Annotated in this window: 22 protein-coding genes; 1 reads left to right on the forward strand and 21 read right to left on the reverse strand. The window is 51.4% G+C overall.

What is annotated here, in order from left to right; genetic code table 11:
* Window positions 1–32: 32 nt before the first annotated feature.
* The 13 genes from upp to prfA all read right to left on the reverse strand — a co-directional run bounded on the left by upp (window position 33) and on the right by prfA (window position 11,763).
* A complete protein-coding gene (upp, locus tag C8J48_RS15060) occupies window positions 33–662 on the reverse strand; it encodes a uracil phosphoribosyltransferase (protein WP_107728065.1) in 630 nt (209 codons plus the stop codon).
* A 95-nt stretch (window positions 663–757) separates the two neighbouring features.
* Complete coding sequence (locus tag C8J48_RS15065) at window positions 758–2,182, reverse strand: RtcB family protein (RefSeq protein WP_245891243.1); 1,425 nt, start codon at window positions 2,180–2,182, stop codon at window positions 758–760.
* Window positions 2,183–2,481: 299 nt separating this feature from the next.
* Window positions 2,482–3,069: a GNAT family N-acetyltransferase gene (locus tag C8J48_RS15070; RefSeq protein ID WP_107728066.1), complete on the reverse strand. Its 588-nt coding sequence runs from the start codon at window positions 3,067–3,069 to the stop codon at window positions 2,482–2,484.
* 165 nt (window positions 3,070–3,234) lie between these two features.
* Complete coding sequence (locus C8J48_RS15075) at window positions 3,235–4,482, reverse strand: serine hydroxymethyltransferase (protein ID WP_146160513.1); 1,248 nt, start codon at window positions 4,480–4,482, stop codon at window positions 3,235–3,237.
* Window positions 4,483–4,566: 84 nt separating this feature from the next.
* Window positions 4,567–5,112 (reverse strand): TIGR01440 family protein, encoded by a 546-nt coding sequence (locus tag C8J48_RS15080; protein WP_425430484.1) that lies wholly within the window; start codon window positions 5,110–5,112, stop codon window positions 4,567–4,569.
* An 11-nt stretch (window positions 5,113–5,123) separates the two neighbouring features.
* Entirely contained in the window at window positions 5,124–5,570 is a 447-nt protein-coding gene (gene rpiB, locus C8J48_RS15085) for a ribose 5-phosphate isomerase B (RefSeq protein WP_107728069.1), read from the reverse strand.
* A gap of 15 nt (window positions 5,571–5,585) precedes the next feature.
* Complete coding sequence (locus tag C8J48_RS15090; RefSeq protein ID WP_170105586.1) at window positions 5,586–6,245, reverse strand: low molecular weight protein arginine phosphatase; 660 nt, start codon at window positions 6,243–6,245, stop codon at window positions 5,586–5,588.
* A gap of 185 nt (window positions 6,246–6,430) precedes the next feature.
* On the reverse strand, window positions 6,431–7,003 hold the full coding sequence (locus tag C8J48_RS15095; RefSeq protein WP_107728071.1) for a manganese efflux pump MntP: 573 nt from the start codon (window positions 7,001–7,003) through the stop codon (window positions 6,431–6,433).
* Between the two features lie 294 nt (window positions 7,004–7,297).
* A complete protein-coding gene (locus tag C8J48_RS15100) occupies window positions 7,298–8,305 on the reverse strand; it encodes an L-threonylcarbamoyladenylate synthase (protein WP_245891259.1) in 1,008 nt (335 codons plus the stop codon).
* Between the two features lie 129 nt (window positions 8,306–8,434).
* Window positions 8,435–8,881, reverse strand: coding sequence for a GNAT family N-acetyltransferase (locus C8J48_RS15105; RefSeq protein ID WP_107728073.1), 447 nt, complete (start codon window positions 8,879–8,881; stop codon window positions 8,435–8,437).
* Between the two features lie 98 nt (window positions 8,882–8,979).
* On the reverse strand, window positions 8,980–9,669 hold the full coding sequence (gene spoIIR, locus C8J48_RS15110; RefSeq protein ID WP_107728074.1) for a stage II sporulation protein R: 690 nt from the start codon (window positions 9,667–9,669) through the stop codon (window positions 8,980–8,982).
* A 53-nt stretch (window positions 9,670–9,722) separates the two neighbouring features.
* Window positions 9,723–10,634, reverse strand: a complete 912-nt coding sequence (prmC, locus tag C8J48_RS15115; protein WP_245891244.1) for a peptide chain release factor N(5)-glutamine methyltransferase — start codon at window positions 10,632–10,634, stop codon at window positions 9,723–9,725.
* Window positions 10,635–10,689: 55 nt separating this feature from the next.
* Window positions 10,690–11,763 carry a peptide chain release factor 1 gene (gene prfA, locus C8J48_RS15120; RefSeq protein WP_107728076.1) on the reverse strand — a complete coding sequence of 358 codons (1,074 nt, stop codon included), beginning with the start codon at window positions 11,761–11,763 and terminating at the stop codon, window positions 10,690–10,692.
* Between the two features lie 224 nt (window positions 11,764–11,987).
* Between prfA and C8J48_RS15125 the strand changes: the two genes are divergently transcribed.
* Window positions 11,988–13,049, forward strand: coding sequence for a CPBP family intramembrane glutamic endopeptidase (locus C8J48_RS15125; protein WP_107728077.1), 1,062 nt, complete (start codon window positions 11,988–11,990; stop codon window positions 13,047–13,049).
* Between the two features lie 124 nt (window positions 13,050–13,173).
* Here C8J48_RS15125 and C8J48_RS15130 read toward each other — a convergent pair whose 3' ends face one another.
* The 8 genes from C8J48_RS15130 to C8J48_RS15165 all read right to left on the reverse strand — a co-directional run bounded on the left by C8J48_RS15130 (window position 13,174) and on the right by C8J48_RS15165 (window position 20,533).
* Window positions 13,174–13,668: a hypothetical protein gene (locus C8J48_RS15130; protein ID WP_146160514.1), complete on the reverse strand. Its 495-nt coding sequence runs from the start codon at window positions 13,666–13,668 to the stop codon at window positions 13,174–13,176.
* Window positions 13,669–13,818: 150 nt separating this feature from the next.
* On the reverse strand, window positions 13,819–14,427 hold the full coding sequence (locus tag C8J48_RS15135) for a thymidine kinase (protein WP_107728079.1): 609 nt from the start codon (window positions 14,425–14,427) through the stop codon (window positions 13,819–13,821).
* 103 nt (window positions 14,428–14,530) lie between these two features.
* Window positions 14,531–14,728: a 50S ribosomal protein L31 gene (gene rpmE / locus C8J48_RS15140; RefSeq protein WP_107728080.1), complete on the reverse strand. Its 198-nt coding sequence runs from the start codon at window positions 14,726–14,728 to the stop codon at window positions 14,531–14,533.
* A gap of 140 nt (window positions 14,729–14,868) precedes the next feature.
* On the reverse strand, window positions 14,869–15,870 hold the full coding sequence (locus C8J48_RS15145; RefSeq protein WP_107728081.1) for a M23 family metallopeptidase: 1,002 nt from the start codon (window positions 15,868–15,870) through the stop codon (window positions 14,869–14,871).
* Between the two features lie 119 nt (window positions 15,871–15,989).
* Window positions 15,990–17,255 carry a transcription termination factor Rho gene (rho, locus tag C8J48_RS15150; RefSeq protein ID WP_107728082.1) on the reverse strand — a complete coding sequence of 422 codons (1,266 nt, stop codon included), beginning with the start codon at window positions 17,253–17,255 and terminating at the stop codon, window positions 15,990–15,992.
* Window positions 17,256–17,336: 81 nt separating this feature from the next.
* Window positions 17,337–18,302, reverse strand: a complete 966-nt coding sequence (gene glpX / locus C8J48_RS15155) for a class II fructose-bisphosphatase (RefSeq protein WP_107728083.1) — start codon at window positions 18,300–18,302, stop codon at window positions 17,337–17,339.
* Between the two features lie 255 nt (window positions 18,303–18,557).
* On the reverse strand, window positions 18,558–19,805 hold the full coding sequence (locus C8J48_RS15160) for a UDP-N-acetylglucosamine 1-carboxyvinyltransferase (RefSeq protein WP_107728084.1): 1,248 nt from the start codon (window positions 19,803–19,805) through the stop codon (window positions 18,558–18,560).
* Window positions 19,806–19,969: 164 nt separating this feature from the next.
* On the reverse strand, window positions 19,970–20,533 hold the full coding sequence (locus C8J48_RS15165) for a suppressor of fused domain protein (protein ID WP_107728085.1): 564 nt from the start codon (window positions 20,531–20,533) through the stop codon (window positions 19,970–19,972).
* Window positions 20,534–20,742 lie beyond the last annotated feature (209 nt).

A 20,742-nucleotide genomic window follows, 5' to 3' on the forward strand; every position in this document is an offset into this window, starting at 1 on the left:
TTTCGGTGTGGGGTTAAGCCATTTCGATCCGTTCAGCGAGTGCCGAACAAGCGATCACCGGCATCACCCAGACCGGGGACGATATAGCTTTTTTCATCCAGTTTCTCGTCAACGGCAGCCACATAAATATCCACATCGGGATGATCCTGTTGGACCCGATGTACTCCTTCGGGAGCGGCGATCAGACACATCAGTTTGATATTTTTGGCCCCCATCTCCTTGATCATCCCGATGGCAGCAGCGGCAGAACCACCCGTCGCCAACATAGGGTCGATCACAATCAACTCTCGCTCCCCGATGTCCGAGGGCATCTTGGCATAATATTGAACCGGCTCCAGTGTGTCAGGATCACGATACAGTCCAATATGTCCCACCTTGGCCGCTGGAATTAAGCGCAGAATTCCGTCCACCATGCCCAAGCCTGCCCGTAGAATCGGGACCAGCCCCAATTTCTTGCCTGCCAACACCTGACACCGCGCTTCTTGCACCGGCGTCTCCACTGTTACCTCTTGCAACGGCATCTCCCGGGTAATTTCATACGCCATCAGGCCGGATACCTCTTCTACCAATTCGCGAAACTCTTTCGTTCCGGTGTTTTTATCCCGGATATAGGTTAATTTGTGTTGAATCAACGGATGGTCAAAAACGTATACATTCCCCATCACTCACACTCCCTTCAAAAAGTCCCAACCCATTGTGTACTACCTGCTCTGAAAAGGCAAGGGTTGAGGGGAGGGATTTTTTGAGTATGCGTGCTCTACACCCCTTTGATCACCGCCACAGGGTGGCATTTGGCTACGACCGACGCCAGCCCCGCTCCTTCCACCGCGCGAATCACTACATCCACATCTTTATACGCCTGTGGGCATTCATCCAGAATGGAAGCCAATGTCCGCTGGTTCACCACAATTTCCTCATCCGTTCCTACCTTCATCGACTGGGAAAAGGCATCCACCGACACTTGTGCTTTTGTGGCCCGGCGAGAACGGACGCGTCCCGCCCCGTGGCAGATGGAGTAGTAGTTTTTCTCCCCCTCCTTCTCTCCTATCATGATGTAGGAAGACGTCCCCATCGAGCCAGGGATCAATGCCGGGTGCCCGGTCTCCCGATAAGGATTTGGATTGAGGGGGTGACCTGGTGGCAACGCACGAGTCGTCCCTTTGCGATGGACCAACATGGAGCGATTACGGTGAAGCTCCTGCAAGGCGTAATTATGCATCAGATCGTACAAAACCGGCATGCTTTCACTGGAACCAGTGAAGTCCGTCAACGCTTGTCCCACACCATATGCGATCATATGGCGATTGGCTACGGCAAAATTGAGAGCGGAGTACATCAGGTTGATATATTGCTGCCCTTCTTCTGAATCGATCGGTGCATACACCAGATTGGGATCAGGAGTAGCCACTCCCCATCGCTCCATCGCTTTTTTACAATCTTTTGCATATCGAGGCCCCATCATTCCACCCCAAGCCCGTGAACCGGAGTGAATCATGACTACGATCTGTCCGTCGAACAAGCCCCAACGCGTTGCAATTTCCCGTTTATCCTCGTTCACTTCCACCCGTTGAAATTCAATAAAATGGTTCCCTCCGCCCAGGGTTCCCAACCGCCCCCAGGCTTGCTTCCATATTTTATCGGGAATCCGCTCCAAAAACGATGTATCATAACGAAAACGGGCATGTTCCACATGTGTGAGCGAACGCTTTTTCTTGGAAGAATAATCGGAAGTATATTGTTTCGGTAATCCATGGAGGCCCTCTTTTACCACTTCTTCCAAGCGAATGTCGCGATAGCGCGAGGTGGAGCGCTCATTGACGGGAACATGCCGCTCCACTACTGCGACCAGTTCCCGCTTAGCGGCCGTCCCTTTTAAATCATCCGCCTGTAATCCGGTCAGATGAAGCCGCATCCCACAACCGATATCCGAACCGACAATGGAAGGGGAGACAAATCCGTCTTTCCAGTTCCAGACCGCCGTCGTCCCGATACAGGTGCCGATCCCCATATGGACGTCGGGAGTATAGCTCATATACACATTGCGGGGAATGCGTAAATTGTTGTCCGCCATGGTAAACACATTTTCATCCAAGTGGTGGTAACTCTCTTCATCGGTAAAAACATGGAGTTTCCCATGCGGAAGCTCCTTCTCACGGTGAAAAGGAGAATGTTCCGTAATCAATACGATGCCCTCTTTTCAAAAATAAAGGTAAGATGAGAATGCTGACAAAGTAGGTTTGGGGCCGATCTCCCTAATATAGGGGTCTTATCCCACTCCGATTGTTTGCTCAAGTGCGATAAATGCAAACCCGCGAATATTCTACCAGTTCAGAGAGGAAATTTCCACAAAAAATAGGCTGCTTTCGGAAAGATTGTTGCTCTTAAGAATAAAAAAGGGCGACAGGTTTTATCCTATTCGCCCCCGAATCCCCGCCATCATTAGCGGCACGAACTTGTAGGGAAACCAGCCCCAAAACCCGCTCAGGACGGATATCCCCACTCCCCATTGGGCAATCGCAACTTCACATAAATGGGCGAGTCGCTCGGCTGCCCATCGACGTCCGGTTCATCTTGGCGGAGCACCGCTTCGAGGTGAAATCCCGCCCGCTCTGCGACTTTCCGACTCCGCAAGTTTCGAGCATCGCAACGGATCTCGATGCGTCGCGCATTCAAATGGTCTGAGGCCCATCGCACGATGCCATGGACTGCTTCCGTCACCAACCCTTGGCCGGATTCCGAAGTGCGAATCCAGTAGTTTATCTCAAAACGCCCCACGTCCCAATTGATGCGGTGAAGTCCTGTGCTACCAACAAACCGCCCTGATGACTTCTGGAACATGTAGAGACGCAAATCTTCTCGGAGCAGAAATTTGGCATGCGCACGGCGAGCCCTTTCCTCAGACTCCTCGACGGGTGGCAGGTTCACAAAATACGCATCCCATTTCTTAAATTCGTCATGGGACTCCCTAATGGCCTCATTGACCATGGCGCCGTCTCCCGGCAACGGGCACCGGATCAGTAGCCGTTCGGTTTCAAATTCATGGGGAAAATCCAGAAGAATCGGATTCATGGTATGACTCCTTTTTATGGACGATTATCCCATATTTCAGGCGGATCCTCGATAAAACGACGATCTCTGACTTCGGGAGCAACTTGGATTAGCTTTAACCCCAGCTCCGAATAGAGTTTGAACCGCCCTCCCGTAGGGAAGAGCGGTCAACAAAGCTTGTCCTGATTAGATTTCCATTTCCGCATAGAGCGGATGTGCAGCCGTCAGGGAAGCGACACGCTGGCGTGCTTCCTGTTGGGTATGGGCATCATCAGGATTTTTTAATACCTGTGTCATGATGGAAGCGATCTCTTCCATCGCCTCTAATCCCATTCCGCGGGAGGTGACTGCGGCGGTCCCAATGCGGATACCGCTGGTGACAAAGGGACTCTCCGGATCAAAAGGAATCGCATTTTTGTTAACGGTGATCCCCACTTCGTCCAAGAGGGCTTCCGCCTTTTTGCCGGTGAGACCGAAGTTGCGCACATCAATCAGGATCAGATGGTTGTCGGTACCGTCAGAGATCAGATTGAAGCCGTTTTTCTTCAGGGATACAGCCAAATGGTTGGCGTTATCCACCACCTGCTGTGAATACTGTTTAAAATCGTCATCCAACGCTTCTTTAAAGGAGACCGCTTTGGCGGCGATCACATGCATGAGCGGACCGCCCTGAATCCCCGGAAAAATCGCTTTATCAATCGCTTTGGCGTATTCCGCTTTACACAGAATCATGCCACCACGGGGGCCGCGCAGGGTTTTATGGGTGGTGGTGGTAACAAAGTCGGCATAGGGCACTGGGTTGGGATGATGACCAGTAGCCACCAATCCGGCGATATGAGCCATATCCACCATCAGGAGGCAATCCACTTCATCGGCGATCGCTTTCAACTTTTCGAAGTCAATCATGCGCGGGTAAGCGCTGGCACCGGCCACCAACAGTTTCGGTTTATGTTCCAGCGCCAGTCGGCGTACTTCTTCATAATCGATGCGATGATTTTCCTCATCCACCCCGTAAGCGACAAAGTTATACAGTTTGCCGGAAAAGTTAACCGGGCTACCATGGGTTAAATGACCGCCGTGGGCGAGGTTCATCCCCAATACCGTATCACCAGGCTCCAACACAGTGAAATAGACTGCCATATTAGCCTGGGCACCGGAGTGGGGCTGCACATTGGCATGGTCTGCACCAAACAGCTTTTTAGCCCGTTCCCGTGCCAATTCCTCCACTTGATCCACAAATTCACATCCGCCGTAATAGCGCTTATCGGGATACCCTTCCGCATATTTATTGGTCAAAACGGTTCCCAACGCTTCCAATACCGCGCGGCTAACGAAGTTTTCCGAAGCGATCAGTTCAATGTTCCCTTGTTGTCTCCCCAGCTCCTGACTGATGGCAGCAGTCACTTCCGGATCTCTCTGGCGTACATGTTCCAACAAAGTGAAGCCTCCTTTTTTCTGCTTGGATTATTCCACATTGTATCAAACCCAATCCCGCTTGGCTGCTATAATCAAAAAAACTTAATTTTCCAGCACATATACCGCCCGTGCACCACCGATCAGTTTGGGGCGGGTTTTTGCCATGGTGACATGGGCCGCTCCCACTCTTGGATCGGTCGGACGTACCGGAACCGCTACCGGTTTTAAATGCATCCCAATCAAGGTATCACCGATATCGAACCCCGCATCCGCCTGAATGGATTCCACCAGTACAGCCTCCTGAAAATGGCGAAAGGCATAAGCGGCCATCGCACCACCAGCCCGTGGAACCGGGACGGCGGTCACAGGCGGGAGCAAAAACTGTTCCGCAGTCGTCCGCTCCAGCACCAACGCCCGATTCAGATGTTCACAACACTGAAAGGCCAAATGATAGCCGTAACGATCTTGCACCCGGCGTGCCCCTTCCCACACCGCACGGGCGATTTCATCACTGCCGGCGGTGCCGATCCGTGCCCCAGACACTTCGCTGGTGCTTACTCCCATCACCAATAGGTGCCGTTTATCCAACCCGATATGGCGTAACAACTCTTCCGTCAGTTGTGCCACGCGGTTGGAGATTTCTGTGATGGCGGCTGACATCAGGCCTTTGTCTCCTCCAACTTCTCAATCTTGTCCAGTCGGCGGCGATGACGCTCGCCGTCAAATTCCGCTTCCAGCCAAGTGGCCAGGATTGTTTCAGCCAAACCAGGGCCCACCACTCGTGCGCCTAGGGCTAATACATTGGCATCATTATGTTCGCGGCTCATGCGAGCGGAAAACTCATCACTCACCACTGCACAGCGAATACCCGGCACTTTATTGGCAGCGATCGACATCCCAAGTCCTGTGCCACAGATCAACACACCCCGGTCAAATTCACCCGATACGACCCGACTGGCCACCGGTAGGGCATAATCGGGATAATCAACCGATTCCTCGCAATCGCACCCTATATCCTCGACGATGATTCCCCGCTTTTCCATCACCGCTTTAAGGGATTCCTTCAAACGGTATCCGCCATGATCCGATCCAATAATCACACGCATCCCTGATGCCTCCCTTTATTCCTGCTGTTCCTGTCCATCTGAAAGGAGCAACTGGATCATGCGCTCGATCCATTCCTCCATTTCCTTTGCTGTCTGACGATAACAATCCACATCCCCGCCAAAGGGATCCACCACATCGGGATCTTCTTGCAGCTCGTTGAGCCCTTCTGAAATCTCTTCCAAACGCTCGGCTATTTTCCGCAATTCCCGATCGAACAAAACAACTCGCTCTTGATCCCCATCCATTTGTGCCCGTGCTTTCATCGCTCGCCGGGTCTCCAGTTCCACCAGCAAGCGGTCCCGCTCTTGCCAACGCTGCTCTTGTCCGACTTCCTGCTTCCACACCCACTCTTTCAGGGTGTGTGCTTTATCCACCGCCTCCGGATACGAGTGAATCAACCACTGATGATGGCTGCGGGTCATGGTAAGTACCAGATCCGCCCACTTTAACAATTCCTTTGTCATCGGTTGCGATCGATGATCACGATTGTTAATCCCCTTTTCTGCCAACACCTCCACTGCCGGGGAGGATGCGGCGACACCAGGGAGTGCAGACACTCCCGCAGACTTTACCTCCAGAAACAGTCCCCGCTCATCTGCCTTTTTTCGGAGCAATGCCTCCGCCATCGGGCTACGGCAGGTATTTCCTGTGCATACAAACAAAATCCGTCTCAACGCGATCCCTCCTTTCATCGTCGCCACCATCCGTCTCATCCGCTTCCTCAATATCTTTCATTTTCTCAAGGCAGGCCGCCAATATGCAAGCCCTTCCTCCTTTTTCCGCTGGAAAAATAAAAAAACGCCCACCGGCGCCACAGGGATTCCCTTGCAAACGACGATTGTAAGCATCGCTCTTTCGCTTACACTAAAAACCGCAATCCCAGTCCGATCAAAATCATCCCCCCCACCGCTTCCCCATAACCGCCAATCCATGTGCTCACATGGCGGCCCAACAACAAGCCCGTACCCGCCATCAGCATACTGATCCAACCAAACAACAACACCGCCAATATCGTATCCACTTCAAACAGCCCCAGGGAAAAGCCGGCAGACAAGGAATCCAGACTGACACTGAGAGAAAAGAGAAGAACCCCCCATATCGAGGAGACGTTAGCCGTGTTATTGGAAGTGTTTGCTCGACTCTTCCCCCAAGCTTGATACACCATATTGATCCCTAGAAAAATGAGAAGTCCGCCACCGATCATCACGGCAATCTGTTCTACCAACACCCCCAAAATCCGTCCAATGGCAATGCCCACCATCGGCATAAACATGTGAAAAAAGCCGACACTTACACTGGTCAGCATCACCTGCCGCAAAAGAATTCCCCGCATCCCCATTCCCAGACCTAAGGAGAAAGCATCCATTCCCATCGCAGTCGCTATTATAAACAGGGTGATCAGTTGCCCCCACTGCGGCAGCGCCCACTCCATCCCCACTCCTCCCCTGTCCGGATGCTTGTCTTAGAAACTATGCGGGGTTGTACAAAAAAAGAACCGGGATAGATGACAAAGTAGCCAGGGCCCGATTCCCGTCTCCGTTATAAAGCCGCCAAGGATAATAACCTCTGGCGGCTTTAACGGATAGGATATTCCGTTAGTTCATTAGCGTATTCCGAATAAGGGAGAAGACCGCCAATACTAACGCTAAGAAGCAGGGTTTTCATACCCCCAGGAGTCCAGACACTTTCATGTGCATAAGGGTGGGAGACTGCTGACGCAAAAAGGTTAAATGTCACCTTCCCCCAGATCAATCACCTGTCCCTCCGCTGCCTTGCTTAAACGGTTCATCACCGAATCAAAGAGGCCTTCCTCCTCAAATCCCTCTGCAATAATCCACTCCACTCCCAATTCATCGAAGCGGCGAAGCGTATCAAACAAGTATCTGGCTACGCTGGCGGGGTTGGAGCGACTTCCGCATGTCAAAACGTAATCAGCACGATAGCGATTACGATGTTCTTCTGTGGTCAGGATTCCCACTGTATAACCCCTGGCTCTTCCATCATCCGCCATGGACTGCATTTTTTTCACCAAGGCCTCTCCGTTTCCGATCACCACCCACATCTCCCCTTGAGGTGCGTAGTGGCGATACTTCACACCGGGAGAGCGCGGAATCGCCACTCCCTGTAACCCCGGATCCACTGCAACGGAGCCGACCACTTGTCGCATTTGCTCCAGGGTTACACCACCGGGTCGCAACAGGAGTGGAACCGGCCCCGTCACGTCAACAACGGTGGACTCTACCCCCACACCGGAGTGGCCACCGTCTATCAAGCCATGGATACGCCCGTTTAAATCCTTCCACACATGCTCGGCCTGGGTAGGACTGGGCTTACCGGAACGGTTTGCACTGGGAGCGGCTACTGGTACTCTCGCCTGTGACAGCAGCGCTTGCGCTATCGGGTGAGCGGGCACCCGCACCCCCACTGTCGGCAATCCTGCCGTAACAGCGGGAGCCAATGTGCCAAGATGTTCCACGATAAGGGTGAGCGGCCCCGGCCAAAAAGCAGAGGCCAAGCGATGCCCGTTTTCCGGCATTTCCAGTATCCAGCCGATAGCAGCAGCTTCATCCGCAAAATGAACGATTAAAGGGTTATCCGCCGGGCGTCCTTTTGCCGTAAAAATGGATTGAACCGCTGTTTCATCGGCAGCATTGGCCCCTAAGCCATAAACCGTCTCTGTCGGAAACGCCACCAGTTTTCCTGTTCGCAACATCGTAGCCGCTTCTTGGATCATGGGATCATCCCGTAAGGATGCTTCCGTGCGACCGTCAAAATAAATTCTCCAACGTCTGGTGTCCATCCGTCTTCGTCCTTTCCCTTAATCCGCTGCAACACCTGTATCATACCACAGGGCTGCCGCGATTTAGGAAGAACACCGATGTACCATCGCTACTCCACCCTCCCGCTTCGCGCGAAAGGCGTGATCGGACTGACGTATCTCCTCCGGTATCTCATCCCAATCAACGGATTGGAAACCAAAATGTTCAAAAATCGGCTGGGCAATTCCCGTTATCAAATAAACATTCCGCAAACCCAAGCGACGGGTATGGGCGAGAACAACACCGATCAATTCTAACCCTGCGGCGGCGTTCCACGATTGACTCTCCATAACAAAAGATCGTAATAACCCTTGATCCCCGTATACCTCCATCCCTACCGTTCCCACCCGTGTACCAGGCTTCAGCGGATCCTCCACAACCAAAAATCGATCCAGATGCTTGTCCACTCCTTGATCGTTAATATTGGCATTTTGCAAGACACCCGTAATCCAATCGACATCCGCTATTGTTGCTTTTCGTACTGCAAACATAAAAAACACCCCCGGACAAGATTCATATTGTTCTTACCCTATGTCCGAGGAATGGAAAAAAGAACAAAAACCCGTCCACATGACGGGTTGGGATTAGATCATCGACCAAACAAGGATCCAAAAAAATCCTCCAGCGAGTCCAGTAGAAACCAGCGTACTTCTACTTCTTTTGGCTCCGATTGAGCCGTCTTGCGAGGAGAAGCGAAAGCTTGGTCCGCTGCTACCGCCTGCGCCGACAGGGTGGATTCCGAGCGGGGCAGGGCATCGCCGTTGCTCATATCGACAAAGCACAACGGTGGAAACAACACACACCACCAGTTGTCTCCTTTTCCTTCACCCAAGGTAATTAAAAGTGCTTCATACTCTCCAGCGGGATAAATCTGATCGCCGTATAATTTGGTAGGAAAAGGTACCATACCAAATGTGACATCAACACTTTGATCGGAACCGTTGGCTTGTAATGTCTCTTCCGCCAAACGCTTCAGTTGAGGGGTTTTCTCTTTGATCGCCTTGCGCGCTTTATCGATTGAACGCGGTTTTTGCGACCATTGGTCTATCTCCTGGATGACAGCGTCGCGTACTTTCCGCTTAAGGGCTTGATCCTCGCTAGAATCGCTGTTGGCTAAAATCCGCAACCGAATCGCCCGCTCTGGAATTGCGTCTTCTTGCTGCTGTGCTTCAACCGCCAAGACTGCTTGCTCCTGTGGCGTTCCACCATCCGTCATCCCCATCCAAACGAAAGATAAGAGCGCCATCCCCATTAAAGACAAATAAGTCCAAACCTTCATGGATAAACCTCCTAAACGGTTCTATCCACCAGTATGGACAAGCAGCAATCGATTTAACCCTTTTTTCGTAAGGATTCCGGTAAGCGCTGGTTGGAAGCAAGCACAATCCGATCCTTTCCCGCCAGATCCAAAAGAATGCGCGTATCAATATCGGCACGCCACAAACGCTTAACAATCGCCACAACGTCTTCCCCTTGTCCCATTCCCACCTCAAAAGCAACCAAAGCCCTTGAGGTGAGCACTTGTTCCATCCCCTTTGCAATGGATCGGTAGGGGTTTAATCCGTCCATCCCCCCATCCAACGCCAGACGCGGCTCATACTCTTTGACTCCTTTTTCTAACCCTTTTATCTCATCCGTCGGGATATAGGGAGGGTTGGAGACGAGGATATCAATTTGGCTCTCTGTCTGCAAAAGCGGTTGCAACCAATCCCCACGCCGAAACTGAATCCGCTCCGCTACACCATGTATTTCTGCATTACGGCGAGCCAGTGCCAATGCATGTGGCGAGAGATCCACTGCAATCACTTGCCAATGGGGGCGTTCCGCAGCCAAAGTAACCGCGACGGCCCCACTTCCGCAACCGAGATCAGCGACCTGTAGGGGGCGATCCCCCCAGAATGCATCCGCTGCAGTCAATACCGCTTCCACCAATCCTTCGGTTTCCGGTCGTGGAATCAATACCGAGGAATTAACCCGATACCGACGACCGAAAAACTCCTGCTCCCCGCTCAAATATTGTAGCGGAACACCGTCACAGTGAGCGTGTAACCATTCCTCCGCTTGTGCCCGAAGGGAATCCGGCATCGAGGAGTGTATATTTGTGAAGAAGCGGGTACGATCCCATTTCAACACCGATCGTAAAATAAATTCCGCTGCAAATAAGGGGCTTTCCACTCCCGCCCGCTCCAATCGTCGGCTAAACTGGCGAAATAATTGGTTGAGGGTTGGCTGCTCCTCGTTCAACTCGCCACCTCCCGCTTCATAAAAATACCCGGGTTTTCCCCAGGTGTACCCTCGTTTATTCCATTCCATCCGCTCGCAGCAGCTCAGATTGCTCTTGCAGCGTTAAGGCGTCGATAATATCATCCAGTTCTCCGTCCAATACCAGATCCAACTTGTGTAACGTCAAGCCGATGCGGTGATCGGTTACACGACTTTGTGGGAAATTGTAGGTGCGGATCCGTTCGCTTCGATCCCCTGTGCCAACCTGGCTTTTTCGTGCGTCTGCCACTTTGGCGTTCTCTTCCTGTCTTATCTTATCCAGCAAGCGCGTCCGCAAAACCCGCATCGCTTTTTCCTTGTTTTTGATCTGGGATTTTTCATCCTGACAGGAGACCACAATTCCGCTGGGTAAATGAGTGATACGTACTGCGGATTGAGTGGTGTTTACACTTTGCCCGCCGGGCCCGCTGGAGCAAAACGTATCGATGCGTAAATCTTTATCCAGGATTTCCACTTCTACTTCCTCTGCCTCCGGCAACACAGCCACAGTGGCGGTCGAGGTGTGGATACGGCCACCGGACTCTGTCGTAGGCACCCGTTGTACCCGATGGGCTCCGCTCTCATACTTTAAGCGACTAAAAGCCCCCCGCCCTTTTACCGCAAACACTACTTCCTTAAACCCGCCTAATCCGGTTGTGTTGACCTCCATAATTTCCGCTTTCCACCCACACCGTTCGCTATAACGAGTATACATCCGGTACAAACTAGCCGCAAACAAAGCCGCTTCTTCACCACCGGCGGCTCCCCTCACTTCGACAATCACATTTTTATCGTCATTGGGATCTTTCGGCAGCAACAGTACTTTTAACTGCTCTTCCAGTTCTTCTTTTTTTTCGTTTAATTCATCCAGCTCCGCTTTCACCATCTCCAACAGCTCCGGATCGGATTCCTCCGCCTGCATCTCCTTCGCTTCCTTGAGCTGCTGTACAACGCTTTTGTATTCGACATAAGCCTGATACTTCGGCTCGAGATCCGCTTGTTCTTTCGAATATTTTCGTAAATGATCCGTATTCGCAATTACGTTTGGATCGCTTAACAATCGATTCAGCTCTTCATAACGTTCCCGTATGGATTCCAAACGCTCCAGCACACTGCTTCACTCCCGCTCTCTTTTCCATCGGCGCCAGACATACAACCAGGATGGACTGGATAACAGTACTATTATAGGCGACCACGACAAAAGCGTCAAAAAAGCAGAGGAATTTCCCGGGAAAAGAGAGCCACATATTCCTGTAGGCAGTTTAGGGTCAAAGTGGTAAAATCGAATCAACCAATAATAAAAAATACAATTCCTCTGTAATAAGGAGAAATCATATGATATCAGGACCGATTGAAACCTTATTGGAAATTATTTCAGTCATCATGATGTTGTTGCCCATGCTGCTGTTGCTGTTGTTCGCTAACCTGGCACAGCGGGGCCGTGAGCAGAACCCAGAAGGAAATGGGGGTCTCGGATGGACCATCACCACCCATATATTGGTAGCTATCTCCTTTAGCTTATTGTTTATCGTAGGAGCAGTCCTAACCCTCTTCGGTTTGTTGACAGGTTCCGCTTCCAACGGTGATTTAGCGGGTATGAGTGGAGTAACGGCCAATTTCATAGAAAGTATGGTTCCAATCGGGCTCGGCTTAACGATTCCTGCACTGATCGGAATCTTGTTGCAAATTCCGATTATCCGCCGGGGTCTTATGAAGCCCTTACCCCTTGACCCCAGCAATGCTGTGCACACATTTGCACTGGTTGCGACCATGATTATTTGGATTAACTTTTTTATCACGATGGCGATCGGCCTTGAAGCCTTGACCAACACCGATGGAGCTCAAAAAAATATCATTCCCTCGCTGTGGACACAGCAGATTACATTTTTCATCATCGCTCTGATCGGTGTGGGGTGGCTGACGCGCCGAAATTGGCGAGAAGTTTGTCAACGCTTAGGTCTTGTGCGACCCAGCGGCGTCCAGTGGGTTCTTGGTATTGTGATGGGATTCGGTTTGGTCGTTTTTGCCAATGTGCTCAGTTATGTGGCTACATGGTTGGGCTTTCCGCTCGATCCCAATGTGGAACAGTTGACCGATCAATTGCTTTCTCCACTGTTTGGCTCTGTCTTAGGCATTCTCACACTGGGACTTTCCGCCGCTTTGGGTGAAGAAGCCCTCTTTCGCGGTGCGATGCAGCCCCGCTTTGGTTTGTTGCTGACATCCGTTCTATTTGCGTTTGTTCACAGTAATTACGGTTTAAGTCTTTCCACCCTGGTCGTCTTTTGTGTCGGATTGGCATTGGGTCTGATTCGTATGCGTCACAATACCTCAACCGCCATGATCGTTCATGCCACTTACAATATGACTTTAGGCGTCTTGGCATCGATGGCCGGTTGACATACTCGAAGAAACGCCCCGATCTCTTGACTGATATTCGATCTCTCCTTTAGCGAAAACCGAGGATTATCCCGTTCACAGAGATCAAAAAAGCTGGAGCCGCGATCGGGCTCCAGCTTTTTTGTTACCCGGCATTTTTGTTGGGAGTCAAGTAATTCAACGGATTCCATTTGCTTAAACCGACGCGAACGCGGACTTCATAACGGGGCATCTCATAACTGATTCGTCGCAGTACTTTTTCCTGCAACTCTTCATAACGGGAGCTCGGAAAACTGGCTTGCGGCCTCACTTTGACTGCTACATGGCCACCAAAGATCTGAACGTCCGCATCTTGCACCCCGTCAATCGTCATCGCCGATTGACGAATCCGCTGTCGATCATTCCCTTTGGGGGGAATGGAAGGATTATCCCATTCTCCCACTGCCAGGCCGGGATTGGCGTTTCGCACACCAAATTGTCCATCATCCCGAAGATAGCGGTAGGTGTTTTTTTCGTACCGATAGGTGGTACGGTCAGTTGTGCGATCATAGTCCATCCCTTGGTTGGAAGAAGAACAGGCCACGGATAGACAACAGACCGCTACAACCACACCAACCCCCTTAAGCCAACGAAGGAACAAAAAGAAAACACCTCCCTGACACTAGGCTGTGTCTGATCAATTCCGTAATTGGAGTAAGATCCGATGAGCATCCGTCAACAAGAACCTTTCACCGGACCTCCTTCACTCCTCAAGCAAAAGCTCCAATAACCAGACACGCCTTAGTTTGTGTCAAGAAGGGGAAAAACTCTGCGGCAATGTTTCCCGTTGCGGCACCTCATGACAATGGCGACAACGGGCTTCATATTGTTCGTGCGCCCCCACTTGAATGATCGGCTCATCTTCAGCCGCCGCGCGACCGTCGATTAAGCGCTGGGTACGGCTGGCCGCCCCTCCACATCGCAGGCAAATCGCATGCAATTTGGTCACATATTCGGCGACAGCCAACAATACCGGTGTCGGACCAAAGGGACGCCCGCGGAAGTCCTGATCCAGCCCTGCGCAAATCACCCGTAGACCGCGATTCGCCAAATGTTGGGCTACTTCCACGACGGAATCGTCTAAAAATTGCACCTCATCAACTGCAACCACATCGATGCCGGATTTTACAATATCCATGATTTCAGTGGCATGATCAATCGCTGTCGCTTCCGTATGTATCCCGTTGTGAGAAGTGATCGCGCCTTGCCGATAACGATCATCAATGCGAGGTTTAAATACCATCACTTCCTGTTTGGCGATGCGAGCCCGACGAATTCGCCGGATCAACTCTTCGCTCTTTCCAGAAAACATTCCCCCGCAGATGACTTCGATCCACCCGTCTCGATGCATCGGATTCATGTGGGTGTTTTCCTCCCCCTGATATGGTTTTAAAAAGGCGAACAGGCAAGCGAATGGCGTTCCTCGCTTGCCTGCTTTTTTCTTTTTCCGCGATCTATCTCAATCACAGGTTGTATTTTTTCTTAAATCGATCCACACGACCGCCTGCGCTAACAAATTTTTGTTTCCCGGTGAAAAAGGGATGGCATGCGGAGCAGATATCCACGCGCAGGTTCTCCTTGGTCGACCCGGTCTCAAACGTATTGCCACATGCGCAGGTAACAGTGGTTTTTTTGTACTCGGGATGAATCGCCGCTTTCATCAAACCTCACCTCTTTTCCATCTGGTCCGTACCAGACTCGCTTCATGCAAACACTTGAACATTATAACATGCTCGAGTATATGGCGCAAGAAGCGGGAACAGGATTGTTTTCCAGAAATGAACGAAATAAGTGCCGCAGTTCAAGGAAGAACATTTAACGGATTGATCGGTTGGTCATTTTTGCGTACTTCAAAATGGAGATGCACACCGGTTGAATTACCGGTAGTACCCATATATCCCAATCCACCGCCCTGGCCTACTTTTTGTCCTTTGCCGACGATAATCCGGCTCAAATGGGCATAATAAGTGGTCCAACCGTCACCATGGTCTACCACCACCAAATTTCCGTAACCGCCGGAATAACCGGATTGAATTACAGTTCCGCCCTTGGACGATTTGATCAGGTTGTTTTCTCCCTGAGGGTTCGCAATGTCGATTCCGGTATGCATGCTACCGTTGCGCCAGCCGTAGCCGCTGGTAATCTGCCCTCTCGCCGGCCACTGAAAGCCGCTACTCTGCTGGTTGTCTACGCTTACGCTAGCTGAGGAAAGAGTGGTTTGTCCTTTTTTCGGTGCTGTCGCCGCTTGCACTGGTTTTGGCTGTTTCGGCTCAAATGCTTGCGGAACCACCAGCACCTGACCAATATAGAGATCTTCCGTCAGCTTCAGATCCGGATTGGCTTCAATGAGCACGTTTTTTTCCACATCATACTTCTCTGCAATCGATGTAAGCGTATCTTCTTCCTTTACCCGGATCCGCTCCATCACCACGGGAACCTTTACTTTTTGACCCACTTGGAGTGTATGGGGATCGGCAACACTGTTATAGGTGGTCAATGTTTCAGCGGAAACCCCATATTGCTGCCCAATAGCATATAGGGTATCCCCTGGCTCCACTTCCACCATCAACGGTTTTTCTTCCTTCTCTACCGCTAGGTTGCCTTCCGTTACCGCAGAAATTGGATTTAAGTATTGATATACCACTTGTTGGGCTACCCGTTCTTTTTGCCAATCGGGGGAGCGAGGCTTTACGGCGGGTTCCTCGGCCTGGACCGTTCCATGGGGTCCACCTACGACAAACGAAGCGGATGCTGTGCAAACCGACAAAGAAGTCAGCGCCCATTTATTGCTGTTCTTTGTCATTACACCACCTCACAATTAGATTGGGATCGAGGACGATATCTTTTCCCTGCCCCATTCTATGCGGGTGGATAAAATTATATGCGAAAAAGAGGAATCTGCCGATAAGGGACAGCGGTGGATTATGCTGTCGACGAACGGTGCGAGGGGGCTTCCAGAGTGGCCAAAAACTCTTGGTTGTTACGGGTATGAGACAGCTTACGCAAAAAAGCATCAGTATATTCGGTGCCGTCGTTTAGAGATTTGCGGAGTGCCCATAATTTATCCAACTCTTCCTGTGTCAACAACAGCTCCTCGCGCCGGGTCCCGGAGCGACGAATATCGATCGCTGGGAAAATGCGGCGCTCGGCCAATTTACGATCCAGGTGTAGTTCAAGGTTACCAGTGCCTTTAAATTCTTCGTAGATCACATCGTCCATGCGGGAACCCGTATCTACCAACGCTGTCGCCAAAATCGTAAGGCTGCCCCCCTCCTCGATGTTGCGAGCCGCCCCAAAGAAGCGCTTCGGTCGATAAAAAGCGGCGGGGTCGATACCACCGGACAATGTTCGGCCGCTAGGCGGGATCACCAAGTTGTATGCCCGTGCCAAACGTGTAATGCTATCCAGCAGGATCACCACATCCCGTTTATGTTCCACCAGACGCTCCGCCCGCTGCAAGACCAACTCCGCCACTTTAATGTGGTTCTCCGGCATTTCATCAAAAGTGGAGCTAACCACCTCTCCATTGACGGATCGTTGCATATCCGTCACTTCCTCCGGTCGTTCATCGATTAAAAGGACAAATAGTTCGATCTGAGGATAGTTGGCGGTAATACTGTTGGCGATCTCCTTTAACAGCATGGTTTTTCCGGCTTTGGGCTGAGCCACAATCAATCCGCGTTGCCCCAAACCGACAGGTGCAACCAAGTCCATAATCCGGGTCGAAAGCTGTTTGGGATCGTTCTCCAGCGTGAGGCGTTCCTGGGGGTGCAGAGGAGTGAGCGCAGGGAAATGAAGGCGCTCTGCAGCGGAATTGGGATCTTGACCATTAACCGCTTCCACATGGAGAAGGCCGAAATAACGCTCATTCTCCTTGGGAGGCCGAACCTTGCCTGAGACTAAATCCCCTTGACGCAGATCAAAGCGGCGAATTTGCGAGGCGGAGATATAGATATCTTCTGAGGAAGGTAGAAAGTTGATGGGTCGAAGAAACCCATATCCTTCCGGTAGGATATCCAGCACTCCCTCCATAAAGAGGAGCCCTGCTTGTTCCGCTTTCGCTTTTAAAATGGCAAAGATCAGTTCTTTTTTCTTTAATTGGCTGTAGTAAGGAATGTGATATTCTTTTGCCAGCTTATACAAATCGGTTAAACGCTTGTGTTCCAGATCACTCAATGAAATTTCCATGTCTTCACCACACGTTCTTTCCTAATTGATGATCGCGGTTAAAAAGCGGGCTTTACCCATCCTGCCCGCAACCGCGCTCCCTTATTCCAATACCAAGTGGGGTTTTTTCTCCAAGCGGTGTTTGCCGTCGATAAAGCGAACCGTTCCCGTCTTGGCTCGCATCACAATTGAATGGGTCGTGGCAACTGTCCCGTTATAGCGAACGCCGCGCAACAACTCTCCATCCGTGACGCCGGTAGCGGCAAAAATGGCGTCATCCCCTTTTACCAAATCATCCATCGTCAGGATGCGAGCAGGATCACCAATCCCCATATCCTGACAGCGATGGTATTGCTCTTCATCCTCTGGTAGCAATTTTCCTTGGATTTCCCCACCTAAGCACTTGAGTGCAACCGCAGCCAGCACCCCTTCTGGTGCACCGCCAGAACCGAGCAATAAATCGACACCCGTATCGGGAAAGGCGGTATTGACAGCAGCCGCCACATCCCCGTCAGGGATTAGTTTGATGCGGGCACCTGCACGGCGTACTTCTTCAATGATGCCTGCATGGCGCGGGCGATCCAGCACCACCACGACCAGGTCGTTTACATCTTTGCCTAAAGCTTTTGCAACTGCAAGCAGATTATCTTTTACAGGGGCTTCGATATCCACATGCCCCACCGCTTTTGGACCGACAGCCAATTTGTCCATATACATATCAGGAGCATGCAACAAGTTTCCCCTCTCGGCAATCGCCACCACCGACAGGGCGTTCCATAATCCCTTGGCTACAATGTTGGTCCCTTCCAACGGATCGACAGCCACATCCACTTCCGGCAGATAACCCAACCCCAGCCGTTCGCCGATATACAACATCGGCGCTTCGTCCATCTCACCTTCGCCGATCACAACCGTTCCTCGCATCGGGATGGTGTCAAACACCTTGCGCATCGCGGAAGTGGCCGCTTCATCGGCTTCATCCTTTTTCCCAAATCCCATCCAACGGCCGGAAGCGACTGCAGCAGCCTCCGTCACCCTTACCAACTCCATCGTTAAACTGCGTTCCATGATCCATTCCCCTCCTGCCGTTTATTCCGTTTGATGCTCAACAATAAGGTAACATATTTCCGTTTATATGTTACACTATTTTTAGCGGTTGTGCGTGGAGCTTGTTGATTCGCATATTGGAGGGAGGATGGGATTTTTGCGTCTGTGGCTTTTACTATTTGTTAAAGATATATGTTAAATCAACAAACCGGTACGTACATAAAAACGGCAAGGAGGAAGATTGCACCCCTCAACAATATCTGACCACTCCCCTGCTTACTCCCGCCAAATGTGGCCTCCGAGCAGAGATAGTTTCTCCTCTAAATTCTCATATCCGCGATCAATCAGTTCCACTCCGGTGATCCGGGTTACCTTTTCCGCGATTAACCCGGCGACTACCAGCGCCGCCCCCGCCCGCAGGTCGCTGGCCCTAACCTCCGAACCGATCAAAGGGGTACTTCCCAGGATGACGGCAGTTCTCCCTTCCACCCGGATGGTGGCTCCCATTCGGCACAATTCATCCACATGTTTAAACCGCGATGAATAGATATTATCCGTTACCAGACTGGTACCCTCCGCCTGGGTCAACAGAGCGGTAAAGGGTTGTTGTAGATCAGTGGGAAAACCGGGGTAGGGCAAGGTTTTGATGTCGAGCTTACGGGTTGAATCCACCCCTCTCACCTGCAGGGCTTCATCGTATTCTTTCACGTGCACACCCATTTCCCGCAGTTTGGCTGTGACCGGTTCCAGATGCTTTGGGATCACATTCTCCACCCTTACATGCCCTTTGGTGGCTGCAGCGGCGATCATATAAGTACCTGCCTCAATGCGGTCAGGGATGATGGAGTGGCGACATCCCGTCAGCTCCTGTGTTCCCTGTATGCGGATCACATCGGTACCGGCTCCTTTGATACGGGCGCCCATGGAAGAGAGCAAGGTGGCTACATCGATGATCTCCGGCTCTTTGGCCGCGTTTTCAATCACAGTAGTTCCTTCCGCCCGTGCAGCTGCCAACATGATATTGATGGTGGCACCGACACTAACCACATCCAAATAGATACGCGCGCCTTTCAGGTTGGGAGCGGATAGGTAAATGGCGCCTTCCCGCTGCTCAACCTGAGCCCCCAAAGCGACAAAGCCTTTGAGATGTTGGTCAATCGGCCGTGGTCCCAAGCTACAACCGCCGGGTAATCCAATCATCGCTTTCCCAAAGCGACCCAAAAGGGCTCCCATCAAGTAATAAGAAGCGCGCAATTGTTTGATCTTCCCATTTGGAAGTGGAATGTTAGTTAAAGCGGCAGCATCGATGTGCATCTCATTCCTGCGTCTCTCCACCACCGCCCCTAACTCTGCCAGTATCGTTTCATACACATGTACATCGCGAATCGTGGGTAGATTTTCAATCACAGTGGTCGATTCCGCCAAAAGGGCAGCAGGAATCAGGGCGACAGCACTATTTTTGGCCCCGCTTACGGAAACATTTCCTTTCAGCGGTCGGCCCCCTTTGATTATCAACGTCTCCATCTTAACCCTCCCTCAAAGAGCTGTGGCAAAACCATCACATGGTTACACTCCACACGGCTGAAGCACCCTGTGGTCACTTCCTACAGGCTCCATGGGGATGATCAGTCTAGGAGACGAGCCCGATTCAACTTTCCAATGGTGACAATCGGTTGGGGTGGGTGAGCTTAAACCACTGAGGGACGACGTACATCAAGGATGTTCGCCCGGTTCTCGCGGAAACGCTCAAACAATGCTTCGGGGCCTTCCTTCTTGACGAATGCGGCCTCTGCTAAAGTGATCGGGATAAGGGAGATCATTTGCAGTGTGGGCTCGTTGGTGTTTGGAAAGAGGTCAAAAGTGTTTCCAAAATACGGGCTCGGATGTGCGAGGATAGCCTGGATTTCAGTGTTGCTGACGATAGGCTGCTTGTTCTCGATAACCATGCCATAATCGAGGCTGCACCCACCTCGGAGAAGCATAGAAGCAGTGGAATCCACGAGATAATGAGCGATGTGCTCCTGTCCGTCCCACAGCGTACAGACAAGTTCTTCAGGAAGCATCGAAGTGATCGACTGAAAGCGCAATCCGTTTGTGACGACGGTGCTGATCGGCGGCTCATCGTTGTGAAAAAAAATCAGGTCATAGCCTCTGTTTTCCTTCGACGACTTGGCGGACTCCACTTTGTGCACTGTGCCCAGATGCCGTTCTAAGTGTTTGAGGACTTCGCCGGATTGTCCTGGTGTGTCCATTTATATCTCCGATCCGTTGAAGTTATGCCCGATGTTGCGAACCTTTTGCCGTATGGATTCTATGTGCGGTGAACGCCTACACCCGCTGGAGGTGGCACTCTACGCGGAGTGTTCCGTCCTGGTACTGGGATGGGATACTACTCCTTGTCGAGTCCACCTTGCAGGCTGTTGGTTGACAGTACTGGTGAAAGAACGTTCCCGCGGGAGCC

The sequence above is a fragment of the Desmospora activa DSM 45169 genome (assembly GCF_003046315.1).
Lineage (GTDB): Bacteria > Bacillota > Bacilli > Thermoactinomycetales > DSM-45169 > Desmospora > Desmospora activa.

Coding starts and splice junctions, on each gene's coding strand:
- upp (WP_107728065.1), bottom strand. CDS start 662: ATGGGGAATGTATACGTTTTTGACCATCCGTTGATTCAACACAAATTA.
- C8J48_RS15070 (WP_107728066.1), bottom strand. CDS start 3,069: ATGAATCCGATTCTTCTGGATTTTCCCCATGAATTTGAAACCGAACGG.
- rpiB (WP_107728069.1), bottom strand. CDS start 5,570: ATGCGTGTGATTATTGGATCGGATCATGGCGGATACCGTTTGAAGGAA.
- C8J48_RS15095 (WP_107728071.1), bottom strand. CDS start 7,003: ATGGAGTGGGCGCTGCCGCAGTGGGGGCAACTGATCACCCTGTTTATA.
- C8J48_RS15100 (WP_245891259.1), bottom strand. CDS start 8,305: ATGATCCAAGAAGCGGCTACGATGTTGCGAACAGGAAAACTGGTGGCG.
- C8J48_RS15105 (WP_107728073.1), bottom strand. CDS start 8,881: ATGTTTGCAGTACGAAAAGCAACAATAGCGGATGTCGATTGGATTACG.
- spoIIR (WP_107728074.1), bottom strand. CDS start 9,669: ATGAAGGTTTGGACTTATTTGTCTTTAATGGGGATGGCGCTCTTATCT.
- C8J48_RS15125 (WP_107728077.1), top strand. CDS start 11,988: ATGATATCAGGACCGATTGAAACCTTATTGGAAATTATTTCAGTCATC.
- C8J48_RS15135 (WP_107728079.1), bottom strand. CDS start 14,427: ATGAATCCGATGCATCGAGACGGGTGGATCGAAGTCATCTGCGGGGGA.
- rpmE (WP_107728080.1), bottom strand. CDS start 14,728: ATGAAAGCGGCGATTCATCCCGAGTACAAAAAAACCACTGTTACCTGC.
- C8J48_RS15145 (WP_107728081.1), bottom strand. CDS start 15,870: ATGACAAAGAACAGCAATAAATGGGCGCTGACTTCTTTGTCGGTTTGC.
- rho (WP_107728082.1), bottom strand. CDS start 17,255: ATGGAAATTTCATTGAGTGATCTGGAACACAAGCGTTTAACCGATTTG.
- glpX (WP_107728083.1), bottom strand. CDS start 18,302: ATGGAACGCAGTTTAACGATGGAGTTGGTAAGGGTGACGGAGGCTGCT.
- C8J48_RS15160 (WP_107728084.1), bottom strand. CDS start 19,805: ATGGAGACGTTGATAATCAAAGGGGGCCGACCGCTGAAAGGAAATGTT.
- C8J48_RS15165 (WP_107728085.1), bottom strand. CDS start 20,533: ATGGACACACCAGGACAATCCGGCGAAGTCCTCAAACACTTAGAACGG.